Below are 20,120 nucleotides of genomic sequence, written 5' to 3'. Positions count from 1 at the left end.
CGCTCAGCCCCGCCGCACCAGGCCGCAGTACACGCCTTCGATCGCGAAATCCTGGCCCGCGCGCAGTTCGATCGGCGCGTGCTCGGGATTGCGCGGCAGCAGGCGGATGCGCGCCTTCGAGCGCTCCAGACGCTTGATCGTGATCTCGCCATCGATCCGTGCCACCACCACCTGGCCGTTGCGCGCCTCGTTCGAGCGCTTCACCGCCACCAGGTCGCCGTCGAAGATGCCGTCGTCGCGCATCGAATCGCCTTTAACCTTCAGCAGGTAGTCGGGCTTCTCCGAGAACAGCGCACGGTCGAGCAGCAGCAGCGTGTCGCTGCCGATGTCGGCACCGATCGGCTGGCCCGCCGCCACCTGCCCCAGCACCGGCAGCGGCAGCTGGTGGGGCCGCCCCGGCAGGCGCAGGCCGCGCTTGCGGCCGGTGTCCAGTTCCAGCAGTCCCTCGGCCACCAGCGCCTGCACGTGCTTGTACGCCGCGTTGCGCGAAGCGAAGCCGAAGGCGTCGGCGATCTCGGCCAGGCTCGGCGCGCGCCCGGCCGCCAGTTCCCGGCGCAGGAAGTCGAGGACGACGGCACGTTGCGGCGGAAGGGTGTCGGGGCTCATGGGTGTACGTTTGTACACCTTCTCGGCGCAGCGCGCGAGACTGGACACACCCGGCATCTCGCTTGCGGCCGCACCGCGACGGCGCAATAATAACTTTCGTTATAACAAGGGCCGCGCCGCCATGAAGCTCAAGATCACCGCCATCGGCAACTCCGCCGGGGTCATCCTGCCCAAGGAACTGCTCGCCCGCCTGCGCGTGGGCAAGGGCGACGAGCTGTACGCGCTGGAGACGCCGGATGGCGTCCGCCTGACGGCGTTCGATCCGGAGCTGGCCAGCCAGATGGAAGTGGCGGAACAGGTCATGCGCGAAGATCGCCAGGTCCTGCACAAGCTGGCGCAGTGATCCGGCCATGATCGTCTGGATCGGCAAGCCGCTGGCACTGGCCATCCACGACCGTCAGTTGGCCGAACACGGCGGCAGCGGCGGCGTGCGTGACGAAGGCATGCTCGATTCCGCCCTGGCCCGCCCCCAACAACGGCATGCCTACGGCGATCCTTCCCCCGACCTCGCCGACCTGGCCGCCAGCCTCGCCTACGGCCTGGCACGCCACCACCCGTTCGTGGACGGCAACAAGCGCACCGCGCATGTCTGCTACCGCGCTTTCATCGCCCTCAACGACGGCGAATTGACCGCCACGGACGAGGAAAAGTACGTCGCCATGCTCGGCCTGGCGGAGGGCTCCCTCGGCGAAGCCGAATTCGCCGGCTGGCTGCGCCCGCGCATCGTCGTCCGCGCCCGCGGCAACGTGCAGGAAGTCGATCCGGGCTACCGCGCCTGAAGGCCCGGCGGCGGCGGGAACCTCCCGCCGCACGCCACGCAACGCTACGCCCGCGCCGGCAGCACCCGCGGATTGCGCAGCACCAGCGCCGACACCAGCGACACCAGCAGCCCGACCGGGAAGATCTCCACGAAGGTCATCGGCAAGCGCACCAGGGGATTGCGGTACATCGTCTCGAACTCCCGCGCCTTCTGCACGGCCGCGGCCAAGGCCTCTCCGCTCAGGCCCTTCTCGTGTGCGCGCTCGACCATCTGCGCGGCGAACATCGCCGCGAAATCGTTGTCGATCAGGACCAGCGACAGTTCCCACGCCGCCACGTAGATCAGGCTGGCGACCAGGCTGATCGCCAACCCCAGCCCGAACGCCGGCCAGAACCGGATCACCCCGCCACCGGCGGTATCGCGCTGGTGCTTGATGCCGACGAACACCGCCGACAGCGCGACCAGCATCGAGGCGAACCCCGCCGCCATGCCCCAGTCGGGCGGCGGCTGCCCGTCGTAGGCCAGGCTGACGCCGACCAGCGCCGCGCCGACCACGAGGCCTGCGATGACGCCGTACTTCAACACGATGCGGAACATGTGGACCTCCGGTTTGGACCCTGGGGCCGCCATTCCAGGGCCGCGATGCCCCCGCGGCAATCGCCCGGAAGGGTGATTCTGCGCCGATCGCCCCTCCGTACGGTGGTTCGAGCGGGTCAGGCTACGGTCCTCGCACACCAGGCCCGGATCGTAGCCCGGATAAGGCCGAAGGCCGCATCCGGGAGCCGATTGCCACGCCAGGCGGCCGATTGCCACGCCAGGCGGCCGTCCCGGGTGCGCTTCGCTTACCCGGGCTACGCGATCGGTTGGCGCGCGCGTCGACCAACCGATCGGAGCGCCATGCGACGAGGTCAGGTCTCCAGATACGTAGCCCGGATAAGGCCGCAGGCCGCATCCGGGAGCCGATTGCCACGCCACGCGGCCGTCCCCGGGTGCGCTTCGCTTACCCGGGCTACGCGATCGGTTGGCGCGCGCGTCGACCAACCGATCGGAGCGCCATGCGACGAGGCCGGTCTCCAGATACGTAGCCCGGATAAGGCCGAAGGCCGCATCCGGGAGCCGATTGCCACGCCAGGCGGCCGTCCCGGGTACGCTTCGCTTACCCGGGCTACGCGATCAAGCGACGAGGTCAGGTCTCCAGGCGCTGCGCCGCCACCACCTCCAGCAGCCAGTCGACGAACACCCGCAGCCGCGCACTGACATGGCGGTTGGGCCGGTACGCGACCGACAGCGGCAGCGGATCCATCCGCCAGTCCGGCAGCACCTCCACCAGCTCGCCGGACGCCAGGTGGCCGCGGGCGAGATACGCCGGCATGCACAGCACGCCGAGCCCGGCTACCCCGGCGGCGACGTAGGCGTTGCCGTCGTCCACCGCCAGCACGGGGCGCCCGCGCACCTGCACGCGCTCGTCGCCGCGCTGCATGCGCAGCGGCAGCACCTGGCTGCCGCTGCGCATCGACTGGAACGCGACCAGGCGGTGGGCGCCGTCTCCGGACAGCTCGCGCGGATGCTCAGGCATGCCCGCGCGGGCGAGATAGGCCGGCGCCGCAAAGCTGGCCATGCGTAGGTCCACCAGCTTGCGCGCCACCAGCGACTGGTCGGCGAGCGCGCCGCCGCGGACCACGCAGTCGACGTTGTCGTCCACCAGGTCGACCACGCGGTCGCTCACGCCCAGTTCCAGGCTGAGGTCCGGGTAGCGGGCGTGGAAGTCCGGCAGCGCCGGCACCAGCACCAGCCGTGCGAACGGGCTGGGCACGTCCACCCGCAAGCGGCCGCGGGGCGTGGCAGCGGCACCCGCGACGCTGGATTCGGCCTCGGCGACGTCGGCCAGCAGCCGGACCGCGCGCTCGAAGAACACCGCGCCCTCGGACGTCAGGGCCACCCGCCGCGTGGTGCGGTTGAGCAGGCGTACACGCAGCCGCTGCTCGAGTTGCTGCACCAGCTGCGTGGCGGAGGTACGGCTGATCCGCAGCGATTCCGCCGCGCGGGTGAAGCTGCCGGTCTCGACCACCCGGACGAAGGCCTGCATCGCGTCGAACCGGTCCATCCGGGCAGCTCCGGGGCAGAGTCTATTGTTTGGATACTACGAATATTCCTGTCGGGATATGGCGGTTTATTCGGATGCGGCGAACCATCAGATTTTGGGCAGGCCCAGCTGGGCCCCCGACCAGACTTCGGAGATTTCCATGAACACCCGTGATGTCGTCTTCCCCCAACCCCCCATGCGCTATACGCGCGCCACAGCTATTCGCCCGCGATCCGCGCCAACGGTTTCCTGTTCGTCTCCGGACAGGTCGGCGCCCGCAAGGATGGCAGCCCCGAACCGGACCTGGCCGCCCAGGTACGCCTGGCCTTCGCCAACCTCGATGCGATCCTCGCGGCCGCCGGCTGCACGTTCGACGACGTGGTCGACACCACCTATTTCATGGTCGACCCGGAGCGGACCATGGACATCATCTGGCCGGTGGTGCAGGAGTACCTGGGCGAGGGGCCCCATCCGGCGCTCACCGCGACCGGCGTGACCTGGCTGTCCGGCTTCCGCTTCGGAGATCAAGGTGGTGGCGAAGCTGCCCGAGTCCGCGACCGCCTAGGCCCAGGCGTGCGGGTCGCGCCAGCGACGCGATCGCCCTCGCATCAGGGCACCAGCCCCAGCTCGCGCGCGCGGCGCAGCGCATCGGTGCGCCGCCGCGCGCCGAGTTTGTCCAGCAGGCGCGCCACGTGGGTCTTCACCGTGTTCGGCGAGACGTGCAGCCGCGCCGCGATCTCCTTGTTCGAATGCCCGGCGGCGATCTCGGCCAGCACCTCCAGCTCGCGGTCGCTGATCCCCAGCGCCGCCTGCGCCGGCCGGTTGCCCTCGAACGCAGCCGGCGGCACGCGCCTGGCGAGCAAGCGCACGCCGAGCCAGGCCCCGAGCGCGAGGAATCCCGCCGCCAGCAGGCCCTCGTACAACAACGAGGCATGGCTGCGTGCCAGCCGCTGGTAATCCAGCCATTGCAGCAGCAGCGTGCCCAGCGCCAGCAGGCCGCCGTAGAGCAGCACGGGTCTCCATGGGATGCGCTTGGCGGGCTTGGACATGCGCGAATGCTACCGTCGCGGACGCCGTCGCGCCGGTTGCCGCGCGGCGGGACGCGACGCTATACAGGCAGCCTTCCCCGCGATGGAGATCCCGATGCCTGCCCACGAACAGATCAACTACGTCGAATTCCCCACGCGCGACCCGGACGCCACGCGCCGCTTCTTCGAGGACGCCTTCGGATGGACCTTCGAGGACTACGGCCCGGACTACATCGCCTTCTCCGGCTCCGGTGCCGGCCTAGACGGCGGCTTCTTCCGCGCCGACCTCGCCGCGCGCACCGATCGGGGCAGCGCGCTGGTGGTGCTCTACAGCGCGCGCCTGGAGGAGACCCTGGCCAAGGTGGTCGCGGCCGGCGGCGAAGTGGTCAAGCCGGTCTTCGATTTCCCCGGCGGACGCCGCTTCCATTTCACCGAGCCCGGCGGCAACGAATTCGCCGCCTGGTCCGAGCCCGCCGCCTGAAGGAGCATCGCCCGCATGCCCGACGCCACGCTGCCCCCGATCCCGACCGGATTCACCCGCACCATCGCCGAACGCGCCTTCACCTGCCGCGAGCGCGGCCGCGACATCCTCGTGCGCGTGGAATTCGGCGAACCGCAACGCGACGTCGCCGTGGTCGACGGCACCGATTGGCGCTGCCCGCTGCGCCTGAGCGTGGGCGAGACCGTCACGCTGCGCCAGGCGATGGGCGTCGATTCGCTGCAGGCGCTGCAGCTGGCCTTCGACGTGGCCCGCGCCGAACTGGCGGCACTCGCGTGCCGCGCCGGCGTGGAGCTGCGCTACCTCGACGAACCGGTCGACACGAGCCGCGACGGCTGGGAGCGCCGACTGGCCTGACCGCCGCCGCGCGACGTCGTAACCTCGCGCCATGGACTCCCTGATCGCCGCCGCGGCCCGCGCACTCGCCACCGGCGACGCACTGGGCGCGCTCAAGCGCGTCGCGCTGCGCGAGGATCCGCCGGCGCTGGCGCTGCGCGGCACCGCGATGGCGCAACTGGGCGAGCACGCCCGCGCACGCGAACTGCTGCAGCGCGCCGCGCGCGGCTTCGGCGCACACGAGGCGCTGGCGCGTGCGCGTTGCACCGTCGCCGATGCCGAGGTCGCGCTGGCGATGCGCGACCTGCAGCGCGCGCCGCGCGCGCTCGCGGCCGCGACCGCGACGCTGGAGCGGCATGGCGACCCGGGCAACGCCGCGCATGCGCGCCTGATCGCGGTGCGCCGGCTGCTGCTGCTCGGCCGGCTCGGCGAGGCGCGCAGCGAGCTGCGGCGGCTGGACGGCGCATTGCTGCCGCCGGCGCTCGCGGCGATCGCCGGCCTCGCCACCGCCGAACTGGCGCTGCGCTCGCTGCGCAGCACGGTCGCGCGCGAGGCGCTGGCGCAGGCGCACGCCGCGGCCGGACGCGCACGCATCCCCGCGCTCATCGCCGAAGTGGACGCCACACAGGCCCGTTTGCGGCAGCCGGTCGCACGCCGGATCTCGGCCGATGGCGAACACCCACTGCAGCTCCACGAGGTCGAAGCATTGTTCGACTCCGGCGCGCTGGTGGTCGACGGCTGCCGCCGTGGCCTGCGCGTGGCCGACGCGTGGCTGCCGCTGGCGCGCCGTCCGGTGCTGTTCGCGCTGGCGCGCGCGCTCGCTGCCGCGTGGCCGGGCGATGCCGGGCGCGATGCGCTGATCGCCGCCGCGTTCCGCACCCGCCACCCCGACGAGACCCACCGCGCACGCCTGCGGGTGGAACTCGGCCGCTTGCGCGCGTTGGCCGAACCCTGGACCGGCATCGACGCCACCGCGCGCGGTTTCGTCCTGGCGCCGAACGAGGCGCGCGAAGTCGTCTTGCTCGCGCCGCCGATCGACGGCGAAGACGCCTCGCTGCTCGCGCTGCTGGCGGACGGCGAAGCCTGGTCCACCTCGGCGCTGGCGCTGGCGCTCGGCACCAGCCAGCGCAGCGTGCAGCGCGCCCTGGCCACGCTCGAATCGGGCGGCCAGGTGTGCGCCAGCGGCGGCGGCCGCAGCCGCCGATGGCTAGCCGCGCCGGCCGGCGGATTCGCGACGACATTGTTACTCCCCGCAACGCTGCCGCCTGCGTAGATTCCACTGCAACGCCAATCCGGCGCATCGACAGGAGCCCACGCATGAACACCCGCACCTCCCCAGCCCGCAAAGAGGTGGCCGCGCAGCCGGCCGAGATCGTCCACGAATTCGGCCCGTTCGACGGCGACGGATCGGTCGCCGGCGTCAGCCACGACGGCCGCAACGTATGGGCCGCGGTGGGCACCCGCCTGCTTGCGATCGACCCGGCGAGCGGCGAGACCGTGCGCGTGCTCGAACGCCCCGGCGACGCCGGCACCGCCTTCGACGGCACCCATCTGTACCAGATCGCCGAATCGCGCATCGACCGCATCGATCCCGCCACCGGACAGGTGCTGCACACCATTCCCGCGCCAGGCGAAGGCCGCGATTCGGGCATGGCCTGGGCGGAAGGCAGCCTGTGGGTCGGCGAGTACCGCGAGCGGCGCATCCACCAGATCGATCCGGAGACGGGGAAGATCCTGCGCAGCATCGAATCCGACCGCTTCGTCACCGGCGTGACCTGGGTGGACGACGAGCTCTGGCACGGCGTCTGGGAAGGCGACGAAAGCGAACTGCGCCGCATCGATCCTGCCGATGGCGCCGTGCTCGAACGCCTGCGCATGCCGGAGGGCATCGGCGTCAGCGGCCTGGAAGCCGACGACGACGGCCTGTTCTGGTGCGGCGGCGGCGGCGGCGGCAGGCTCCGCGCCGTACGTCGCCCGGCGCGCGCCACCGCCTGATTTTCGCTCGCGCCGCACTCTGCCGCGCGCTCCCGCATTCCCAGCGACTGCCCGCCCACCGGCGCGCGGCTCGACCGCGCGCGCCTTCCCCCACGATCCATCCGCAAGGAGTCACGCATGAACGCACGTCCCGCCGAACGCCCCGCAGCCGCGCCCCGCATCGCCTCGCGCGAGGAATGGACCCGACAGCGCCTGGTCCTGCTCGAACGCGAGAAGGACCTCAACCGCCAGCAGGACGACATCGCGCGCGAACGCCGCGCCCTGCCCTGGGTGCGCCTGGAGACCGACTACGTGTTCGACACCGCGCGGGGTCCGCGTCCACTGGCCGCGTTGTTCGAGGGTCGCGGCCAGCTGATGGTGCAGCACTTCATGCTCGGCCCGGGCTGGGACGCGGGCTGCCCGAGCTGCTCGTTCATGGCCGACCACCACGACGGCCTGATCCCGCACCTTGCGCAGCGCGACATCACCCTGGTGGCGGTCTCGCGCGCGCCGCTGGACGAGATCGAGCGCTTCCGCCTGCGCATGGGCTGGCGCTTTTCCTGGGTCTCCTCGCACGGCAACAGCTTCAACCGCGACTTCGGCGTGAGCTTCATGCCGGAGCAGCGCGTCGACGGCAAGGTGCCGTACAACTACAGGAAGGTGGCGTTCCCGCACGACGAGGCGCCGGGCATCAGCCTGTTCACGCGCGACGCCGAAGGCAACGTCTACCACACCTATTCCACCTACGGTCGCGGCGTCGAGGCGATGATGGGCGCCTACCGCCTGATCGACCTCTCACCGAAAGGCCGCGACGAAGGCCACCTGCCCTATCCCATGGCCTGGGTGCGCCATCGCGACCGCTACGAGCAGGGCCCGCGGGCTGCGTGTTGCAGCGCGCAGGACTGATCCATTGCGGGCGGCGCGGGCGCGGCAGGGGCGGCTTCAGCCGCGATCGCGATGCCAGGATGCCCCGCACATGTCCGTGACGGGGGTCGCGCCTGAAGGCGCTCCTACGCGTACGATTGCGGTAGGAGCGGCTTCAGCCGCGATCGCGGCGCCAGGTGCCAACACACGTCCGTGACGGTGGTCGCGCCTGAAGGCGCTTCTCCGGGGGCGTCGTTGGATACACGGAGCGCCGGTCCGGTCGTGCGACATCGCCGCACTCCACGCGTTTACCACCGGAGGAGGATGCGCGACACGCGGTCCATGCCGGGCGGGGTTCCGCGCTGAACGCCGCAGCGCCAGTCATTCATCGCTCCGCCACGCGCGAATGCATCGCGATCACGCCACGCGCGCCATGATCGAACGGACCTTCAGCAGGAGCGCGCCATGGCCAGAACACGCACCCCCACCGCCACTCCGCCGGGCAGGCAGCCGCCGCGCGCCGCCAGGCCTGCGAAGGACAAGCCCGCAGGTTCCGTCGGCCGCCCCGCCAACGGCGCCGATCCCGACGCCGACGCCCCGCGCGGCCAGGGCGACGAGCTGCAGCAGCAGGCCGGCGGCGAACGCCCGCAACTCACCACCAACCAGGGCGTGGTGATCGCCGACAACCAGAATTCGCTCACGTCCACCCCGCGCGGACCGACGCTGCTGGAGGATTTCATCCTCCGCGAGAAGATCACCCACTTCGACCACGAACGCATCCCCGAGCGCATCGTCCACGCCCGCGGCAGTGCCGCGCACGGCTACTTCGAACTGAAGAAGTCGCTGGCGAAGTACACCCGCGCGAAACTCTTCACCGAAGTGGGCAAGCGCACGCCGGTGTTCACCCGCTTCTCCACCGTCGCCGGTGGCGCCGGTTCGGTCGACACCCCGCGCGACGTGCGCGGTTTCGCGGTGAAGTTCTACACCGGGGAAGGCAACTTCGACCTGGTCGGCAACAACATCCCCGTCTTCTTCATCCAGGACGCGATGAAGTTCCCCGACGTGGTGCATTCGGTGAAGATGGAACCCGATCGCGCCTTCCCGCAGGCCGCCAGCGCGCACGACACGTTCTGGGACTTCATCTCGCTCACGCCCGAATCGATGCACATGATCATGTGGGCGATGAGCGACCGCACCATCCCGCGTTCGCTGCGCACCATCGAAGGCTTCGGCATCCACAGCTTCCGCTTCCTCGACGACAAGGGCGAGAGCACCTTCGTCAAGTTCCACTGGCGGCCGAAGCTCGGCCTGCAGTCGACGGTATGGGACGAGGCGTTGAAGCTGCAGGCCGCCGACAACGACTTCCACCGTCGCGACCTGTTCGAGAACATCCAGGCCGGTAATTTCCCCGAGTGGGAGCTGGGCGTGCAGCTGTTCACCGAACAAGAGGCCGACGCGTTCCCGTTCGACCACCTCGACCCCACCAAGATCATTCCCGAAGCGCTGGTGCCGGTGCAGATCGTCGGCCGCATGGTGCTCGACCGCTGGCCCGACAACTTCTTCGCCGAGACCGAACAGGTGGCCTATTGCCCGGCCAACATCGTGCCCGGCATCGACTTCAGCAACGACCCGCTGCTGCAGGGCCGCCTGTTCTCCTACCTCGACACCCAGCTGATCCGCCTGGGCGGGCCGAACTTCCACCAGATCCCGATCAACCAGCCCAAGTGCCCGTTCGCCAACCATCAGCGCGACGGCCACATGCAGATGCAGGTGCACAAGGGCCGGGTGAACTACGAGCCCAGTTCTCTGCAGGAAGACAGCCCGCGCGCGGACCTGCAGGCCGGGTTCCGCAGCCACGCGACCATGCCCGACGACGGCGTGAAAGGCCGCGTGCGTCCCGAGAGCTTCGCCGACCACTACAGCCAGGCGCGGATGTTCTTCCGCAACCTGGAAAAACCCGAGCAGGCGCACCTGGCCTCGGCGCTGGTGTTCGAGCTGTCCAAGGTGGAGACGCCGAAGGTGCGCGAGCGCATGGTCGGGCACCTGGTCCACATCGACCAATCGCTGGCGCAGCGCGTCGCCGACGGGCTCGGCATGGACAGCGTGCCGCCCGCGCCCGAGGCCGCCATGCCACCGACCGACATGCCGCCCGCGCCGGAGGTGCGGATCATCGGCCGCATGCGCGAGACGCTCGAGCATCGCACGGTCGGCATCCTGATCGACGAGGGCAGCGACGCGGCCGCGCTAAAGGCGCTGCGCAAGGCCGCCGAGGCGGCCGGTGCGACGGTGAAGATCGTGGCGCCGAAGCTCGGCGGCGCAGTGCTGTCGGACGGTAAGAAGCAGCCTGCGGACGGCCAACTGGCCGGGACCCCGTCGGTGGTGTTCGATGCGGTGGCCGTGCTGCTGAGCGAGGCGGCGGGCAAGAAGCTGGCGAAGGAATCGGCGGCCGTGGACTTCGTCGCGTTCGCCTGGGCGCACTTGAAGGCCATCGCCTTCGATGCAGGCGCCGCGCCGCTGCTCAAGGCCGGCAACGTCGGCAAGGATGCGGGCATCGTCGATGCGGCCGATGCGCGGGGCTTCGTCGCCGCGGCGAAGACCCGGCAATGGGCGCGCGAGCCGAAGTTGCGCATGCTCGCGTAGGCCCGCGCCCCGACCCAGGTCGCCGCGGACCGGCGGGCGACTGCCCGCCACCTGCGCCTCACCCGCGGATCGCGTCCTCCCGCGCGCCGACGGGCCGCATCGACAGGATGGCGCGCGTGCCACGCCCCGGCTGCGAGCTGATGTCCAGCGCCCAGCCGAGGTGTGCGCACAGGCGGGCCAGCAGGTCCAGGCCGATCCCGCCGCCGTCGCGCCCGCTGCCGCGGGCCATCCGCGCGTAGATCCGCGCGATCTCCTCGGGGGACATGCCGTGGCCCGGGTCCTCGATGGTCACGGTCGCATCGTTCGACAGCGACACCCGGATCGTGCCCTGGTCGCTGTTCTCGATCGCATTGCGCAGCAGGTTGCCGATCGCCGCCTGTACGATCCCGATCGGCGCCAGCACCTCGCAGTGCGGCAGGCCCTGCACGTCGATCTCCAGTTCCTTGTCCTGCAGCAGATAGCGGTGATCGTCGACGATCTCGACGATCAGTTCGTCGAGCGCGATGCGGTCGTGGCTGCCCGCGAGGCGCCCGGGATCCCGCGCCAGCACCAGCAGCAACGAGATCAGCTGTTCCACGCCGCGGGCCGTGCGCTGCGCGCGCAGCACCTGCGCACGCGCGGCCTCGGGCATGCCCGGCTGCTGCAACGCCAGTTCGGTCGCGCCCGCGATCACCGCCAGCGGCGTGCGCAATTCGTGGCTCGCGGTATCGATGAACACCCGCTCGCGCTCGACGAACAGCTCGTGGCGCGAGAGGTAGCCGTTGAGCGCGTCGGCGATCACGTACAGCTCCGAACTGCCATGGCTGTCCACCACCACCCGTTGCTGCGTGGCCTCGGGGCGCAGGCGCTGGATGTCCTCGGCCAGCCGGCTCAACGGCCGCACCAGCCGCGCCGTGCCCAGCGATGCCATGGCCAGCGCGATCAGCGCCAGCGTCGCGCCGGCCAACAGGCTCCAGCGCGTCACCAGCTGTTCCAGCGCCTCGAAATCGGTGATGTCCAGCACCAGCGCCAGCCTGCCGATGCCCTCCACGTCCCGGACCAGCACGGTGCTGCGCTCGCCGTCGATATCGATCGCGTCGTACAGCCCGGGCGCCATTCCGGCCAGGGGCGGCGGCTTGCGTTCGTCCGGCAGGAACAGCCGCAAGGTATCGGAGTCCTGCCAGCGATAGTCGGCGTCGGCCTGCATGCGCTGGACGATGCTGTCCATCTCGGTGCCCAGCAGCGCGCTCCACACCGCGTGTTCGGCGCGTTCGTGGACGTGGTGGACCACGGCGAACAGCGCCAGCGTCGCGATGGCGACGAAACCCAGCAGCCAGCCGAACGTGCGCCGGCCCAGCGACGCCCTAGCCATCCCCGCCTCCCGGCGGACGGGCCAGCGCCAGGCGGTAGCCTGTCCGCGGCAGGGTATGGATCAGCTTCTCCGCGAACGGCCCGTCCACGCTGCGACGCAGTTCGTAGATGTGGGAGCGCAGCATGTCGCGGTCGGGCGGCTGATCGCCCCACAAGGCCTGTTCCAGGCGCTCGCGCGTGACCGCCGCCGGGCTCGCCTGCATCAGCACCTCGAGCAGCTTGCGGCAGGCCGGGTACAGGTGCAGCGGCTTGCCGGCGCGGGTGGCTTCCAGGGTGCCGAGGTCGAGCTGCAGGTCGTGGACCTCCAGCACGTTGCGGCGCCCACGGCCGCGGCTGCGGGCGAGGATGGCCTCGAGCCGCACCTCGAGTTCCGGCAGCGCGAAGGGCTTGGTCAGGTAGTCGTCGGCGCCGGCGCGAAAGCCGGAGATCTTGTCCGGCAGTTCGTCGCGGGCGGTCAGCATGATCACCGGCACGTCCGAGGCGTGCTCGTTGCGCAGGCGGCGCAACAACTCCGGCCCGTCCAGGCGCGGCAGCATCCAGTCGAGCACGATCGCGTCGTAGGGATGGGTGGTGGCCAGGTGCAGCCCGGTCACCCCGTCGGGCGCCGCATCGAGCACGTGGCCACGGGCTTCGAAATAGTCGAAGAGATTGGCCGTGAGGTTGCGATTGTCCTCCACCACCAGCAATCGCACGATCGTCCTCCGGTGCCTGGGTCCAGCGCTTGCCAGCTTGCCATGGCGATGGTCGGAATGCTGTCGGAGCGTTCCGACGTTTCTTCGACGCCGCCCGCGGAGGATGGACCCGCCTCCCCTTCGTTTCCCCATGCGCCGCATCTTCCGATCGCCGGGCTTTCCCTTGCTGGTCCTGCTGCTCGCGGCGTCGCTGCTGGCGGGGCTAGGCATGCGCGACCCGCACCCCGCCGACGAACCGCGCTTCGCGCTGGTCGCCGCGCACATGGTCGAATCGGGCGACTGGCTGTTCCCGCGCCGCGGAACCGAGCTCTACGCCGACAAGCCGCCCGTGTTCATGTGGCTGCTCGCCGGCGCGCAGCGGGTCACCGGCGACTGGCGCACTTCCTTCCTGCTGCCGTCGTGGATCGCGGCGCTGCTGGCGCTGTGGCTCACCCATGATCTTGCGCGACGGCTCTGGCACCCGGCCACCGGCCGCCATGCCCTGCTGGCGTTGTTCGCCTGCCTGCAGTTCGGGCTGCAGGCCAAGCGCGCTCAGATCGACATGGTGCTGCTGGCGATGATGATGCTCTCGCTCTGGGCGCTGGTGCAGTACGTGCTGCAGCGGCGCGACCCGCGCCTGCTCGCGCTGGGCGCCTTCGCCGCAGGCCTGGGCACCGTCACCAAGGGCGTGGGCTTCCTGCCGCTGCTGGTGCTGCCGGCGCTGCCCTGGCTGGCCGCGCGCACGCAAGCGCCCGCCTCGACCGGTCGACACCCGGGCCGGCATGTCGCGGCGGGCGTGGCCGGCTTCCTCGTCGGTGCGGGTCTGTGGCTGGCGCCGATGCTGGCGACGGTCCTGGGCAGCGACGATCCACAGTTGCGGGCCTATGCCGCCGACATCCTCTGGAAGCAGACCGGCACCCGCTACGCCGATCCCTGGCATCACCTCAAGCCCGCCTGGTACTACCTGCAGGTGATGGCCACCCTGTGGCTGCCCGGCACGCTGCTGCTGCCCTGGCTGCTGCCGGCCTGGTGGCGGCGGCTGCGTCGCGGCGATCCGCGCTGGCGGCTGCTGCTGGGCTGGGCGGCGCTGGTGCTGCTGTTCTTCAGTCTCAGCCCGGCCAAGCGCGACGTGTACGTGCTGCCCGTGTTGCCGGTACTGGCCATCGCCGCGGCGCCATTGCTCCCCGGGCTGCTGCGGCGCCGCGACGTACGACTGACGCTCGCCGCGTGGCTGGCAGCGATGGCGATCGTCGCCCTCGCGGCCGGGCTGGCGGCCTGGCCCGAGCCCGCGAGCTGGTGGCAGCGGATCGGCGCGCGTCACGAGGCAGGTCCCGAAGTCCTGGCGGCGATCGGGCGATGGCTGCTCGTGCTCGGCGCCTGGACCGCCGGCTGCCTCGCCTGGGCCGCGGGTTCGCGGTTGCGCGGGGTCGGCACCGCGACGCTGCTGGCGATGGCGGGGCTGTGGACCGTCCACGGCGTGGGCCTGATGCCGGCGATCGATGCCGGCAGTTCGGCGCGCGCGCTCATGCAGCAGGTGGACGGGCGCATCGGCCCGGAGGCGGAACTCGGCCTGCTGGGGTGGCGCGAACAGCACCTGTTGCAGGCGGGGCGCGACACCGCGGTCTTCGGCTTCAACCGGCCGTGGCCGGCGCAATGGCGCGAGGCTGCCGTCTGGCTCGCCGCAGCGCCCGAGCGCCGCTGGCTGTTCGTGCTCGAAGAAGCACTCGATCCGTGCGTCGACCGCGTCCGCGCCGAGCGCGTCGGCGTGTCGAACCGGCGCACCTGGTGGCTGGTGCCGGCCACCGCGATGGTGCCCGGCTGCCCGGCCGGCGCCGCGACCGGCGCGGATGAACGGCACGCGAACGCGCAGACGATCCCGGGCGACGACGCCGTCGATTAACGCCGCTCCGACAAGCTTCCGACCCGGCTCCGACGTTGCCGCCGCAAGCATGCGCACATTGCCTCCAGCCGCATGTCGGCCGCCTCCATGCCCTTCGCAACGCCTCCTGCCTGCGGCCGCCGCTGCCGCGTTCCGCGCGCATGAACACGCACGCACTGCGCCTGCCCTCGGCGGACGGCAGCCCCATGGCGCGACTCGCCGGAGTCGCGCGGATGCGCCCGCGCCTGCGGGCCGAGACCCTGATCGCCGGCACCAGTGCGTACTTCGCGTTGTGCAACAACACCGCCTTCTGGCATGCCGCCGTCGACCATCCGCTGCGCTCAGCGCCCTGGGCGCTCGCCCTGCTCGTGCTGGTGTTCGCCGCCAACGCGGTGCTGCTGTCGGCCATCGCATGGCACCGCCTGGCCAGGCCCGCGATCGCGGCCATGCTGCTGGTCTCCGCGCTCGCCTCGCACTACACCCGCGCCTACGGCATCCACATCGACGCGGACATGGTGCGCAACGTGCTGCACACCGATCCCGGTGAATCCGCCGAGTTCGTGTCCGCGGGCCTGCTCGCGAGCCTGCTCTGGGCCGTTCCTCCGCTGCTGGTGCTGTGGCGGGTGCGCCTGCGCCCGACCACGCCGGCCCAGGCCATCGTCCGCCGGCTGGCGTTCCTGGCCGGCATCGGCCTGCTCGCGCTCGTCGCCGCGCTGGGCTGTTCGCGAAACCTCAGCGCACTGCTGCGCAATCACCGCGAGGTCCGGTACCTGGTCAACCCGGCGAACGTCGTGGTCTCGCTCGCCAAGCTGGTCACGGAAGACGCGGGAAGGCCGCGCCAGCTCGAGCCGGTCGCGCAGGACGCGATGCTGCTGCCCCGTGCGATGGGAGCGAAACCGCGCCTGCTGGTGCTGGTGGTGGGCGAAACCGCGCGCGCGGCGAACTGGGGCCTCAACGGCTACGCGCGGCAGACGACGCCGCGACTCGCGCGCACACCCGGCGTGGTCAATTTCCCCGACGTGACCGCCTGCGGCACCAGCACCGAGGTGGCGCTGCCGTGCATGTTCTCGCCCTATGGACGCGAGCGTTACGATCGCGACGCCATCCGCGGGCACGAGTCGATCCTGCACTTGCTCGCCCACGCCGGCGTGTCGGTGCTCTGGCGCGACAACCAGTCCGGCTGCAAGGGCGTCTGCGACGGGCTGGCCGTCGATCGCCCTGGCGACGCGCGCGACCCGGTCTTCTGCGACGCTCCGCGCTGCCGCGATGGCGTCCTGCTGTCGCGGCCCGAATCCTGGCTGGGCGACGGCAGGCGCGACCGCGTGGTCGTGCTGCACATGCTCGGCAACCACGGGCCCAGCTACCGCGACCGCTACCCGCCTCCTTTCCAGCGCTACCGGCCGGTGTGCGCCTCGGCCGACCTCGGCCGCTGCAGCCGCCAGCAGATCGTCAACGCCTACGACAACGCGCTGCTCTACACCGACCACCTGCTGGCGACCACCATCGAACTGCTGCGTCGCCAGCCCGACTACGACGCCGCGTTGCTGTACGTCTCCGACCACGGCGAATCGCTGGGCGAGAACGGCCTGTACCTGCACGGGTTTCCCTGGGCGATCGCGCCGCGCGAACAGGTGCAGGTACCGATGGTCGCCTGGCTGTCGCCGGGATTCGCGTCGGCGACCGGGATCGACACCGGCTGCCTGTCGCGCCATGCCACACGCCCGGTCAGCCACGACCACCTGTTCCATTCACTGCTCGGCGCGATGGACGTGTCGACCCGCGAATACCGCGCCGAGCGCGACGTCTTCGCGCCCTGCCGGCCAGCGGGCCGGGTCGGCCGGCTCGCAGGCACGGAGGCCCGCGCGTGAGCGCCATGCCGCCGCTGCTGTCGATCGTCATCCCGGTGCTCGACGAGCGCGACAACATCGCCGGCCTGCTGGACGAGATCGCGTGCGTCGAGGGCTTGCCGGAATACGAGATCGTCTGCGTCGACGACGGCTCGCAGGACGGCACCCTGGCCGTACTGAGCGCGAAGCTGCGCACGATGCCACGCCTGCGCGTGCTCGCGCATCCGCGCCGCAGCGGGCAGAGCGCCGCGGTCCGCAGCGGGGTCAAGGCCGCGCGCGGCGCGTGGATCGCCACCCTCGACGGCGACGGCCAGAACGATCCGGCCGACATCCCGCGGCTGCTGGCGGTGCGCGACGCATCGCCCGACGGGGTGAAGCTGCTGGCTGGGTGGCGCGTCGAACGTCGCGACACCGGCAGCAAGCGCCTGGCCTCGCGCTGGGCCAACCGCATCCGCGCCGCGCTGCTGCGCGACGATACCCCGGACACCGGTTGCGGCATCAAGCTGTTCGAGCGTGCCGCGTTCCTCGACCTGCCCGCCTTCGACCACATGCACCGCTACCTGCCCGCCCTGATGCAGCGTGCCGGCTGGTGCACGCGCAGCGTTCCCGTCGGCCACCGGCCGCGGCGCGCCGGTGCATCCAAGTACGACAACCTCTCGCGCGCCATCGCCGGCGCGCAGGACCTGCTGGGCGTGCTCTGGCTGGTCCGCAGGGGCAACGCCGCGCAGATGCGCGCCGCCGAACTCCATGAAGGACGGACCGATGGACGTGATGAACCAGGAACTGACCGCGCTGGCCTGGACCGGGCTGCATGTCAGCCCCTGGAAGCTGATCGGCCTGTCGGGCGCCACCCTGTTCGCGCTGCGCTGGCTGGTGCAATTCGTCGCGGCGCGTAACGCCGGCGCGCCGGTCATCCCGCGCGCGTTCTGGGTGATGAGCCTGCTGGGCAGTTCGATGACCCTGGCCTACTTCCTGTTCTCCAGCAAGCAGGATGCGGTGGGCGTGCTGCAGAACCTGTTCCCCGCGTTCACCGCCGCCTACAGCCTCTGGCTCGACCTGCGAAGACCGCGACGGCGCGCGGAACCGGATGCGGGACTGGGTGCAGCGCCGCGGAGTTCCGGCTCCTGATCCGAGCAGTCGCGGTATCTCCGCCACCGCATCGCGCGCGGGGAATCGCACGCGGGTTGTGGGCGCCCACCGTACCAACGCAACGGGATTTCCACGCCAGGGGAATCAGGTCGGGCCCTGCAATGCCGCCGCGAGCGGCGCGAGGTCCTCGCGCGACAGCGGCCGCACCACACGCGCCTGTTCCTGGCCGGCGTGCAGCAGCACCAGCGTGGGCCACAGCTTGACGCCGAAGGCGCGGCCCAGCGGCTTGCCGCGACCGTCCTCGACCTTGAGATGGGCGACGTCTTCGCGCGTCGCCAGCAACGCCTGCAACGCCGGCTGCGCGGCGCGGCAATGCCCGCACCACGGCGCGCCGAACTCCAGCAGCACCATGCCGGACATCGCGTCCAGTTCCGCGCGCGCCGGTTCCTGCGCGGCGTACTGCGCCTGGTAGGTCACGACGGCCGAAGCGCGCGCTCGATGTCCTCCACCGGCGCATTGGTCAGGGTCTTGGCCAGCTCGGTCACCATCCGCGCCTGCACCTCCTTGTGCAGCAGCGGCCGCATCCGCCCCAGCGTGCCCGGATCGGCGATCAGCACCAGCGCCTCGTACTGGTGCTTGAGCGCGCCGTCGTTGAGCGCGAGCGCCAGTTGCTTGGCGAACGTGGCCTCGTCGATCTGCTGCCCGGTCGACTCGCCCGGCATGCTGCCCGCCGGGCCGTCGTCGTCCATGTTCATCAGCTCGCGCAGCTCCACCTGGTGCAGCGCCAGCGAACGCTCGTCGCCGCGGTTGCGGAACAGGCGCGCGCCGCCGCCATCGGCGACGACGACCAGCGCTTCGGAGGGAACCATGGTCATGTGCATCTCCACTGGAATCGGAGCACTACCTTCCGCGAGCGCGGATCAAGATGGCGTGACCTGCAGCGACAGCCGTGCCCACGGCGGTCGATTCGGTGCAACAGGCCCACGCCCGATGAACGCAGCCGCCACGGGGTCCCTCGACCCTCCCGCAGGAGCGCCTTCGGGTGCGACCCTGGAACGACGCATTCGGTTTTCCGCCTGGAGCGCCCCCGATCGGCAGATGCCGCGCGTTTCACATGCACCGGAGGCGGGGAAACGCGAGCGCGTCTTCGCTGGGCGATCCAATCCCTCGCTGGGCGATCCAATCCCTCGGCGCGAACGCGCTTGCGGTGCAATCGAGTGAGCGGGGAACGCGGTCGCGCCTGAAGGCGCTCCTACGCAGGTGCGCAGGCGGTGCGGCAGCGGCCTTGCTCCGGGTCGCATCCGACCATGGCGGGCGTCTTTCCTGCCTGGTCGACTCAGCGCTTGGGCTTGGACTTCTTCGCGGCCGCCGCCGGCTTCGCCGCCGACCTGCCCTTCGCTGGCGGCTTCCTGCCCACAGGCGCAGCCTCCGCGGCCAGTTCGACCCTGGTGGTGCGCGCCATCGTGCCCTCGGCCTTGCCGAGCTCGATGCCGGTCACCGGATTGGCATCCGGCGCCGAGGTGGAACGCGCGGCCATCTCGTCGACCAGCTTCTTCTGCGCCGACGGCAGGCGCACGCTGGCCGTGCCGTCGCCGCCGTCCACCGCCATGAAGCGCGCCGGATCGCTGACGTAGTCGAAGTTCTCGTCGCTGTTCCAGGGCCCGCGCATGTCGCCCTCGCCCTGCGAGGCGTTGACGTACATCTCCTCGAACTCCGGCATGCCGGCGAGCTTGCCTGGCGGGAAGTTCGGCTCGATCGCGTACAGCGCCTTCTCGAACGACTTCTGGTGCGACATCTCGCGCGTCATCAGGAAGGCCAGCGCCTCCTTCACGCCCGGATCGGCGGTGACGTTGATCAGCCGCTCGTAGACGATCTTCGCCCGCGCCTCGGCCGCGATGTTCGAGCGCAGGTCCGCGGTCGGCTCGCCGATGCTGTCGATGTAGCCACCGGTCCACAGCTGGCCGCCGGAATTGATCAGCGCCGGCCCGCCGCCGTACAGCACCTGGGTGAGGTGCGAATCGTTGCCCGCGCCCTGCAGCGAGCGGAACAGCTCGCCCTCTTCCTCGACCGCCTCGGCCAGCCGGCCCTTGGCGCCCTTGTTGAGCATGCACACCAGCGAACCGATGACCTCCAGGTGGCTGAGCTCCTCGGTCGAGATGTCGAGCAGCATGTCCTTGCGGCCCGGATCGTCTTCGGCCAGCGCTTGGGTGAAGTAACGCATCGCCGCGGCGAGTTCGCCCTGCGGTCCGCCGAACTGCTCGAGCAGCAGGTTCGCCAGCGCGGGGTTGGGCTCGGACACCCGGACGGTGTACTGCAGTTTCTTGTTGTGGGTGAACATGTGTGGATTCCTTGCCGTGAGGCATGTCGTGGGACGTTGAAACGGGTGGATCGGGATCGGGCAGGCGGCGGGCGCCGCAGCGCGCGGCATCCCGTTACGCGTCGCCTGGCGGGTACCGGCAAACGTGTCGACTTCGCTTCGCTCGCCATGGCGACG

Annotated in this window: 19 protein-coding genes and 3 pseudogenes; 13 read left to right on the top strand and 9 right to left on the bottom strand. The window is 71.0% G+C overall.

Annotation, left to right across the window (positions count from 1 at the left end):
- Positions 1-3: 3 nt before the first annotated feature.
- Complete coding sequence (gene lexA / locus JMO03_RS20200) at positions 4-606, bottom strand: transcriptional repressor LexA (protein ID WP_202845568.1); 603 nt, start codon at positions 604-606, stop codon at positions 4-6.
- 121 nt (positions 607-727) lie between these two features.
- Here lexA and JMO03_RS20195 point away from each other — a divergent pair, with 121 nt between their 5' ends.
- Positions 728-949 carry an AbrB/MazE/SpoVT family DNA-binding domain-containing protein gene (locus JMO03_RS20195; RefSeq protein WP_202845695.1) on the top strand — a complete coding sequence of 74 codons (222 nt, stop codon included), beginning with the start codon at positions 728-730 and terminating at the stop codon, positions 947-949.
- 7 nt (positions 950-956) lie between these two features.
- Positions 957-1,385, top strand: coding sequence for a type II toxin-antitoxin system death-on-curing family toxin (locus JMO03_RS20190; RefSeq protein WP_202845567.1), 429 nt, complete (start codon positions 957-959; stop codon positions 1,383-1,385).
- A gap of 44 nt (positions 1,386-1,429) precedes the next feature.
- On the opposite strand, the gene JMO03_RS20185 is transcribed toward JMO03_RS20190, so the two are convergent.
- Together JMO03_RS20185 and JMO03_RS20180 are read right to left on the bottom strand one after the other, a co-directional pair.
- Positions 1,430-1,963 carry a DUF4199 domain-containing protein gene (locus JMO03_RS20185; RefSeq protein ID WP_202845566.1) on the bottom strand — a complete coding sequence of 178 codons (534 nt, stop codon included), beginning with the start codon at positions 1,961-1,963 and terminating at the stop codon, positions 1,430-1,432.
- Between the two features lie 589 nt (positions 1,964-2,552).
- Positions 2,553-3,470, bottom strand: coding sequence for a LysR family transcriptional regulator (locus JMO03_RS20180; protein WP_202845565.1), 918 nt, complete (start codon positions 3,468-3,470; stop codon positions 2,553-2,555).
- A gap of 139 nt (positions 3,471-3,609) precedes the next feature.
- Between JMO03_RS20180 and JMO03_RS20175 the strand changes: the two are divergent.
- Positions 3,610-4,014, top strand: a pseudogene (locus JMO03_RS20175) (RidA family protein).
- A 43-nt stretch (positions 4,015-4,057) separates the two neighbouring features.
- Here the strand turns inward: JMO03_RS20175 and JMO03_RS21440 are convergent.
- Positions 4,058-4,498 (bottom strand): response regulator transcription factor, encoded by a 441-nt coding sequence (locus JMO03_RS21440; RefSeq protein WP_202845564.1) that lies wholly within the window; start codon positions 4,496-4,498, stop codon positions 4,058-4,060.
- Positions 4,499-4,592: 94 nt separating this feature from the next.
- On the opposite strand from JMO03_RS21440, the gene JMO03_RS20165 reads away from it, so the two are divergent.
- The 6 genes from JMO03_RS20165 (at position 4,593) to JMO03_RS20140 (ending at position 10,790) form a co-directional block, all read left to right on the top strand.
- On the top strand, positions 4,593-4,958 hold the full coding sequence (locus JMO03_RS20165) for a VOC family protein (RefSeq protein ID WP_238346358.1): 366 nt from the start codon (positions 4,593-4,595) through the stop codon (positions 4,956-4,958).
- A 15-nt stretch (positions 4,959-4,973) separates the two neighbouring features.
- Entirely contained in the window at positions 4,974-5,333 is a 360-nt protein-coding gene (locus JMO03_RS20160; protein WP_202845562.1) for a DUF6968 family protein, read from the top strand.
- Positions 5,334-5,364: 31 nt separating this feature from the next.
- Positions 5,365-6,585, top strand: a complete 1,221-nt coding sequence (locus JMO03_RS20155) for a helix-turn-helix domain-containing protein (RefSeq protein WP_202845561.1) — start codon at positions 5,365-5,367, stop codon at positions 6,583-6,585.
- Between the two features lie 44 nt (positions 6,586-6,629).
- Positions 6,630-7,307 (top strand): Vgb family protein, encoded by a 678-nt coding sequence (locus JMO03_RS20150; RefSeq protein ID WP_202845560.1) that lies wholly within the window; start codon positions 6,630-6,632, stop codon positions 7,305-7,307.
- 117 nt (positions 7,308-7,424) lie between these two features.
- Positions 7,425-8,192, top strand: a complete 768-nt coding sequence (locus tag JMO03_RS20145; RefSeq protein ID WP_202845559.1) for a DUF899 domain-containing protein — start codon at positions 7,425-7,427, stop codon at positions 8,190-8,192.
- Positions 8,193-8,615: 423 nt separating this feature from the next.
- A complete protein-coding gene (locus tag JMO03_RS20140; protein WP_202845558.1) occupies positions 8,616-10,790 on the top strand; it encodes a catalase in 2,175 nt (724 codons plus the stop codon).
- Between the two features lie 58 nt (positions 10,791-10,848).
- Here JMO03_RS20140 and JMO03_RS20135 read toward each other — a convergent pair whose 3' ends face one another.
- Positions 10,849-12,141 carry a sensor histidine kinase gene (locus JMO03_RS20135; protein WP_202845557.1) on the bottom strand — a complete coding sequence of 431 codons (1,293 nt, stop codon included), beginning with the start codon at positions 12,139-12,141 and terminating at the stop codon, positions 10,849-10,851.
- Positions 12,134-12,832 carry a response regulator gene (locus JMO03_RS20130; protein ID WP_202845556.1) on the bottom strand — a complete coding sequence of 233 codons (699 nt, stop codon included), beginning with the start codon at positions 12,830-12,832 and terminating at the stop codon, positions 12,134-12,136. The genes JMO03_RS20135 and JMO03_RS20130 overlap by 8 nt, the downstream gene beginning before the upstream one ends.
- A gap of 130 nt (positions 12,833-12,962) precedes the next feature.
- Between JMO03_RS20130 and JMO03_RS20125 the strand changes: the two genes are divergently transcribed.
- The 4 genes and pseudogenes from JMO03_RS20125 to JMO03_RS20110 all read left to right on the top strand — a co-directional run bounded on the left by JMO03_RS20125 (position 12,963) and on the right by JMO03_RS20110 (position 17,665).
- Positions 12,963-14,711, top strand: coding sequence for a glycosyltransferase family 39 protein (locus JMO03_RS20125; RefSeq protein WP_202845555.1), 1,749 nt, complete (start codon positions 12,963-12,965; stop codon positions 14,709-14,711).
- 140 nt (positions 14,712-14,851) lie between these two features.
- A complete protein-coding gene (locus tag JMO03_RS20120; RefSeq protein WP_202845554.1) occupies positions 14,852-16,558 on the top strand; it encodes a phosphoethanolamine transferase in 1,707 nt (568 codons plus the stop codon).
- A gap of 5 nt (positions 16,559-16,563) precedes the next feature.
- Positions 16,564-17,250 (top strand): annotated as a pseudogene (locus JMO03_RS20115) (glycosyltransferase family 2 protein); the annotation flags it as partial.
- Positions 17,251-17,299: 49 nt separating this feature from the next.
- Positions 17,300-17,665 (top strand): lipid-A-disaccharide synthase N-terminal domain-containing protein, encoded by a 366-nt coding sequence (locus JMO03_RS20110; RefSeq protein ID WP_202845553.1) that lies wholly within the window; start codon positions 17,300-17,302, stop codon positions 17,663-17,665.
- A gap of 105 nt (positions 17,666-17,770) precedes the next feature.
- Here JMO03_RS20110 and JMO03_RS20105 read toward each other — a convergent pair whose 3' ends face one another.
- The 3 genes and pseudogenes from JMO03_RS20105 to JMO03_RS20095 all read right to left on the bottom strand — a co-directional run.
- On the bottom strand, positions 17,771-18,103 hold the full coding sequence (locus JMO03_RS20105; RefSeq protein WP_425491872.1) for a thioredoxin family protein: 333 nt from the start codon (positions 18,101-18,103) through the stop codon (positions 17,771-17,773).
- Positions 18,100-18,501 carry a host attachment family protein gene (locus JMO03_RS20100; RefSeq protein WP_202845552.1) on the bottom strand — a complete coding sequence of 134 codons (402 nt, stop codon included), beginning with the start codon at positions 18,499-18,501 and terminating at the stop codon, positions 18,100-18,102. Before JMO03_RS20100 ends, JMO03_RS20105 begins: the two co-directional genes overlap by 4 nt.
- A 560-nt stretch (positions 18,502-19,061) precedes the next feature.
- A pseudogene (locus JMO03_RS20095) lies at positions 19,062-19,964 on the bottom strand (manganese catalase family protein); the annotation flags it as partial.
- Positions 19,965-20,120: the final 156 nt, after the last annotated feature.

It is taken from the genome of Luteimonas saliphila, from assembly GCF_016774335.1.
In the GTDB taxonomy this organism is placed as follows: Bacteria; Pseudomonadota; Gammaproteobacteria; order Xanthomonadales; family Xanthomonadaceae; genus Luteimonas; species Luteimonas saliphila.
The sequence above is the reverse complement of the archived record's forward strand: the minus strand, read 5'-3'. Positions and strand labels throughout refer to the sequence as shown.

Bases quoted from the DNA above. Each gene is read 5' to 3' on its own strand.
- lexA (WP_202845568.1), bottom strand. From the start codon at position 606: ATGAGCCCCGACACCCTTCCGCCGCAACGTGCCGTCGTCCTCGACTTC.
- JMO03_RS20195 (WP_202845695.1), top strand. From the start codon at position 728: ATGAAGCTCAAGATCACCGCCATCGGCAACTCCGCCGGGGTCATCCTG.
- JMO03_RS20190 (WP_202845567.1), top strand. From the start codon at position 957: ATGATCGTCTGGATCGGCAAGCCGCTGGCACTGGCCATCCACGACCGT.
- JMO03_RS20185 (WP_202845566.1), bottom strand. From the start codon at position 1,963: ATGTTCCGCATCGTGTTGAAGTACGGCGTCATCGCAGGCCTCGTGGTC.
- JMO03_RS20180 (WP_202845565.1), bottom strand. From the start codon at position 3,470: ATGGACCGGTTCGACGCGATGCAGGCCTTCGTCCGGGTGGTCGAGACC.
- JMO03_RS21440 (WP_202845564.1), bottom strand. From the start codon at position 4,498: ATGTCCAAGCCCGCCAAGCGCATCCCATGGAGACCCGTGCTGCTCTAC.
- JMO03_RS20165 (WP_238346358.1), top strand. From the start codon at position 4,593: ATGCCTGCCCACGAACAGATCAACTACGTCGAATTCCCCACGCGCGAC.
- JMO03_RS20160 (WP_202845562.1), top strand. From the start codon at position 4,974: ATGCCCGACGCCACGCTGCCCCCGATCCCGACCGGATTCACCCGCACC.
- JMO03_RS20155 (WP_202845561.1), top strand. From the start codon at position 5,365: ATGGACTCCCTGATCGCCGCCGCGGCCCGCGCACTCGCCACCGGCGAC.
- JMO03_RS20150 (WP_202845560.1), top strand. From the start codon at position 6,630: ATGAACACCCGCACCTCCCCAGCCCGCAAAGAGGTGGCCGCGCAGCCG.
- JMO03_RS20145 (WP_202845559.1), top strand. From the start codon at position 7,425: ATGAACGCACGTCCCGCCGAACGCCCCGCAGCCGCGCCCCGCATCGCC.
- JMO03_RS20140 (WP_202845558.1), top strand. From the start codon at position 8,616: ATGGCCAGAACACGCACCCCCACCGCCACTCCGCCGGGCAGGCAGCCG.
- JMO03_RS20135 (WP_202845557.1), bottom strand. From the start codon at position 12,141: ATGGCTAGGGCGTCGCTGGGCCGGCGCACGTTCGGCTGGCTGCTGGGT.
- JMO03_RS20125 (WP_202845555.1), top strand. From the start codon at position 12,963: ATGCGCCGCATCTTCCGATCGCCGGGCTTTCCCTTGCTGGTCCTGCTG.
- JMO03_RS20120 (WP_202845554.1), top strand. From the start codon at position 14,852: ATGAACACGCACGCACTGCGCCTGCCCTCGGCGGACGGCAGCCCCATG.
- JMO03_RS20110 (WP_202845553.1), top strand. From the start codon at position 17,300: ATGGACGTGATGAACCAGGAACTGACCGCGCTGGCCTGGACCGGGCTG.
- JMO03_RS20100 (WP_202845552.1), bottom strand. From the start codon at position 18,501: ATGACCATGGTTCCCTCCGAAGCGCTGGTCGTCGTCGCCGATGGCGGC.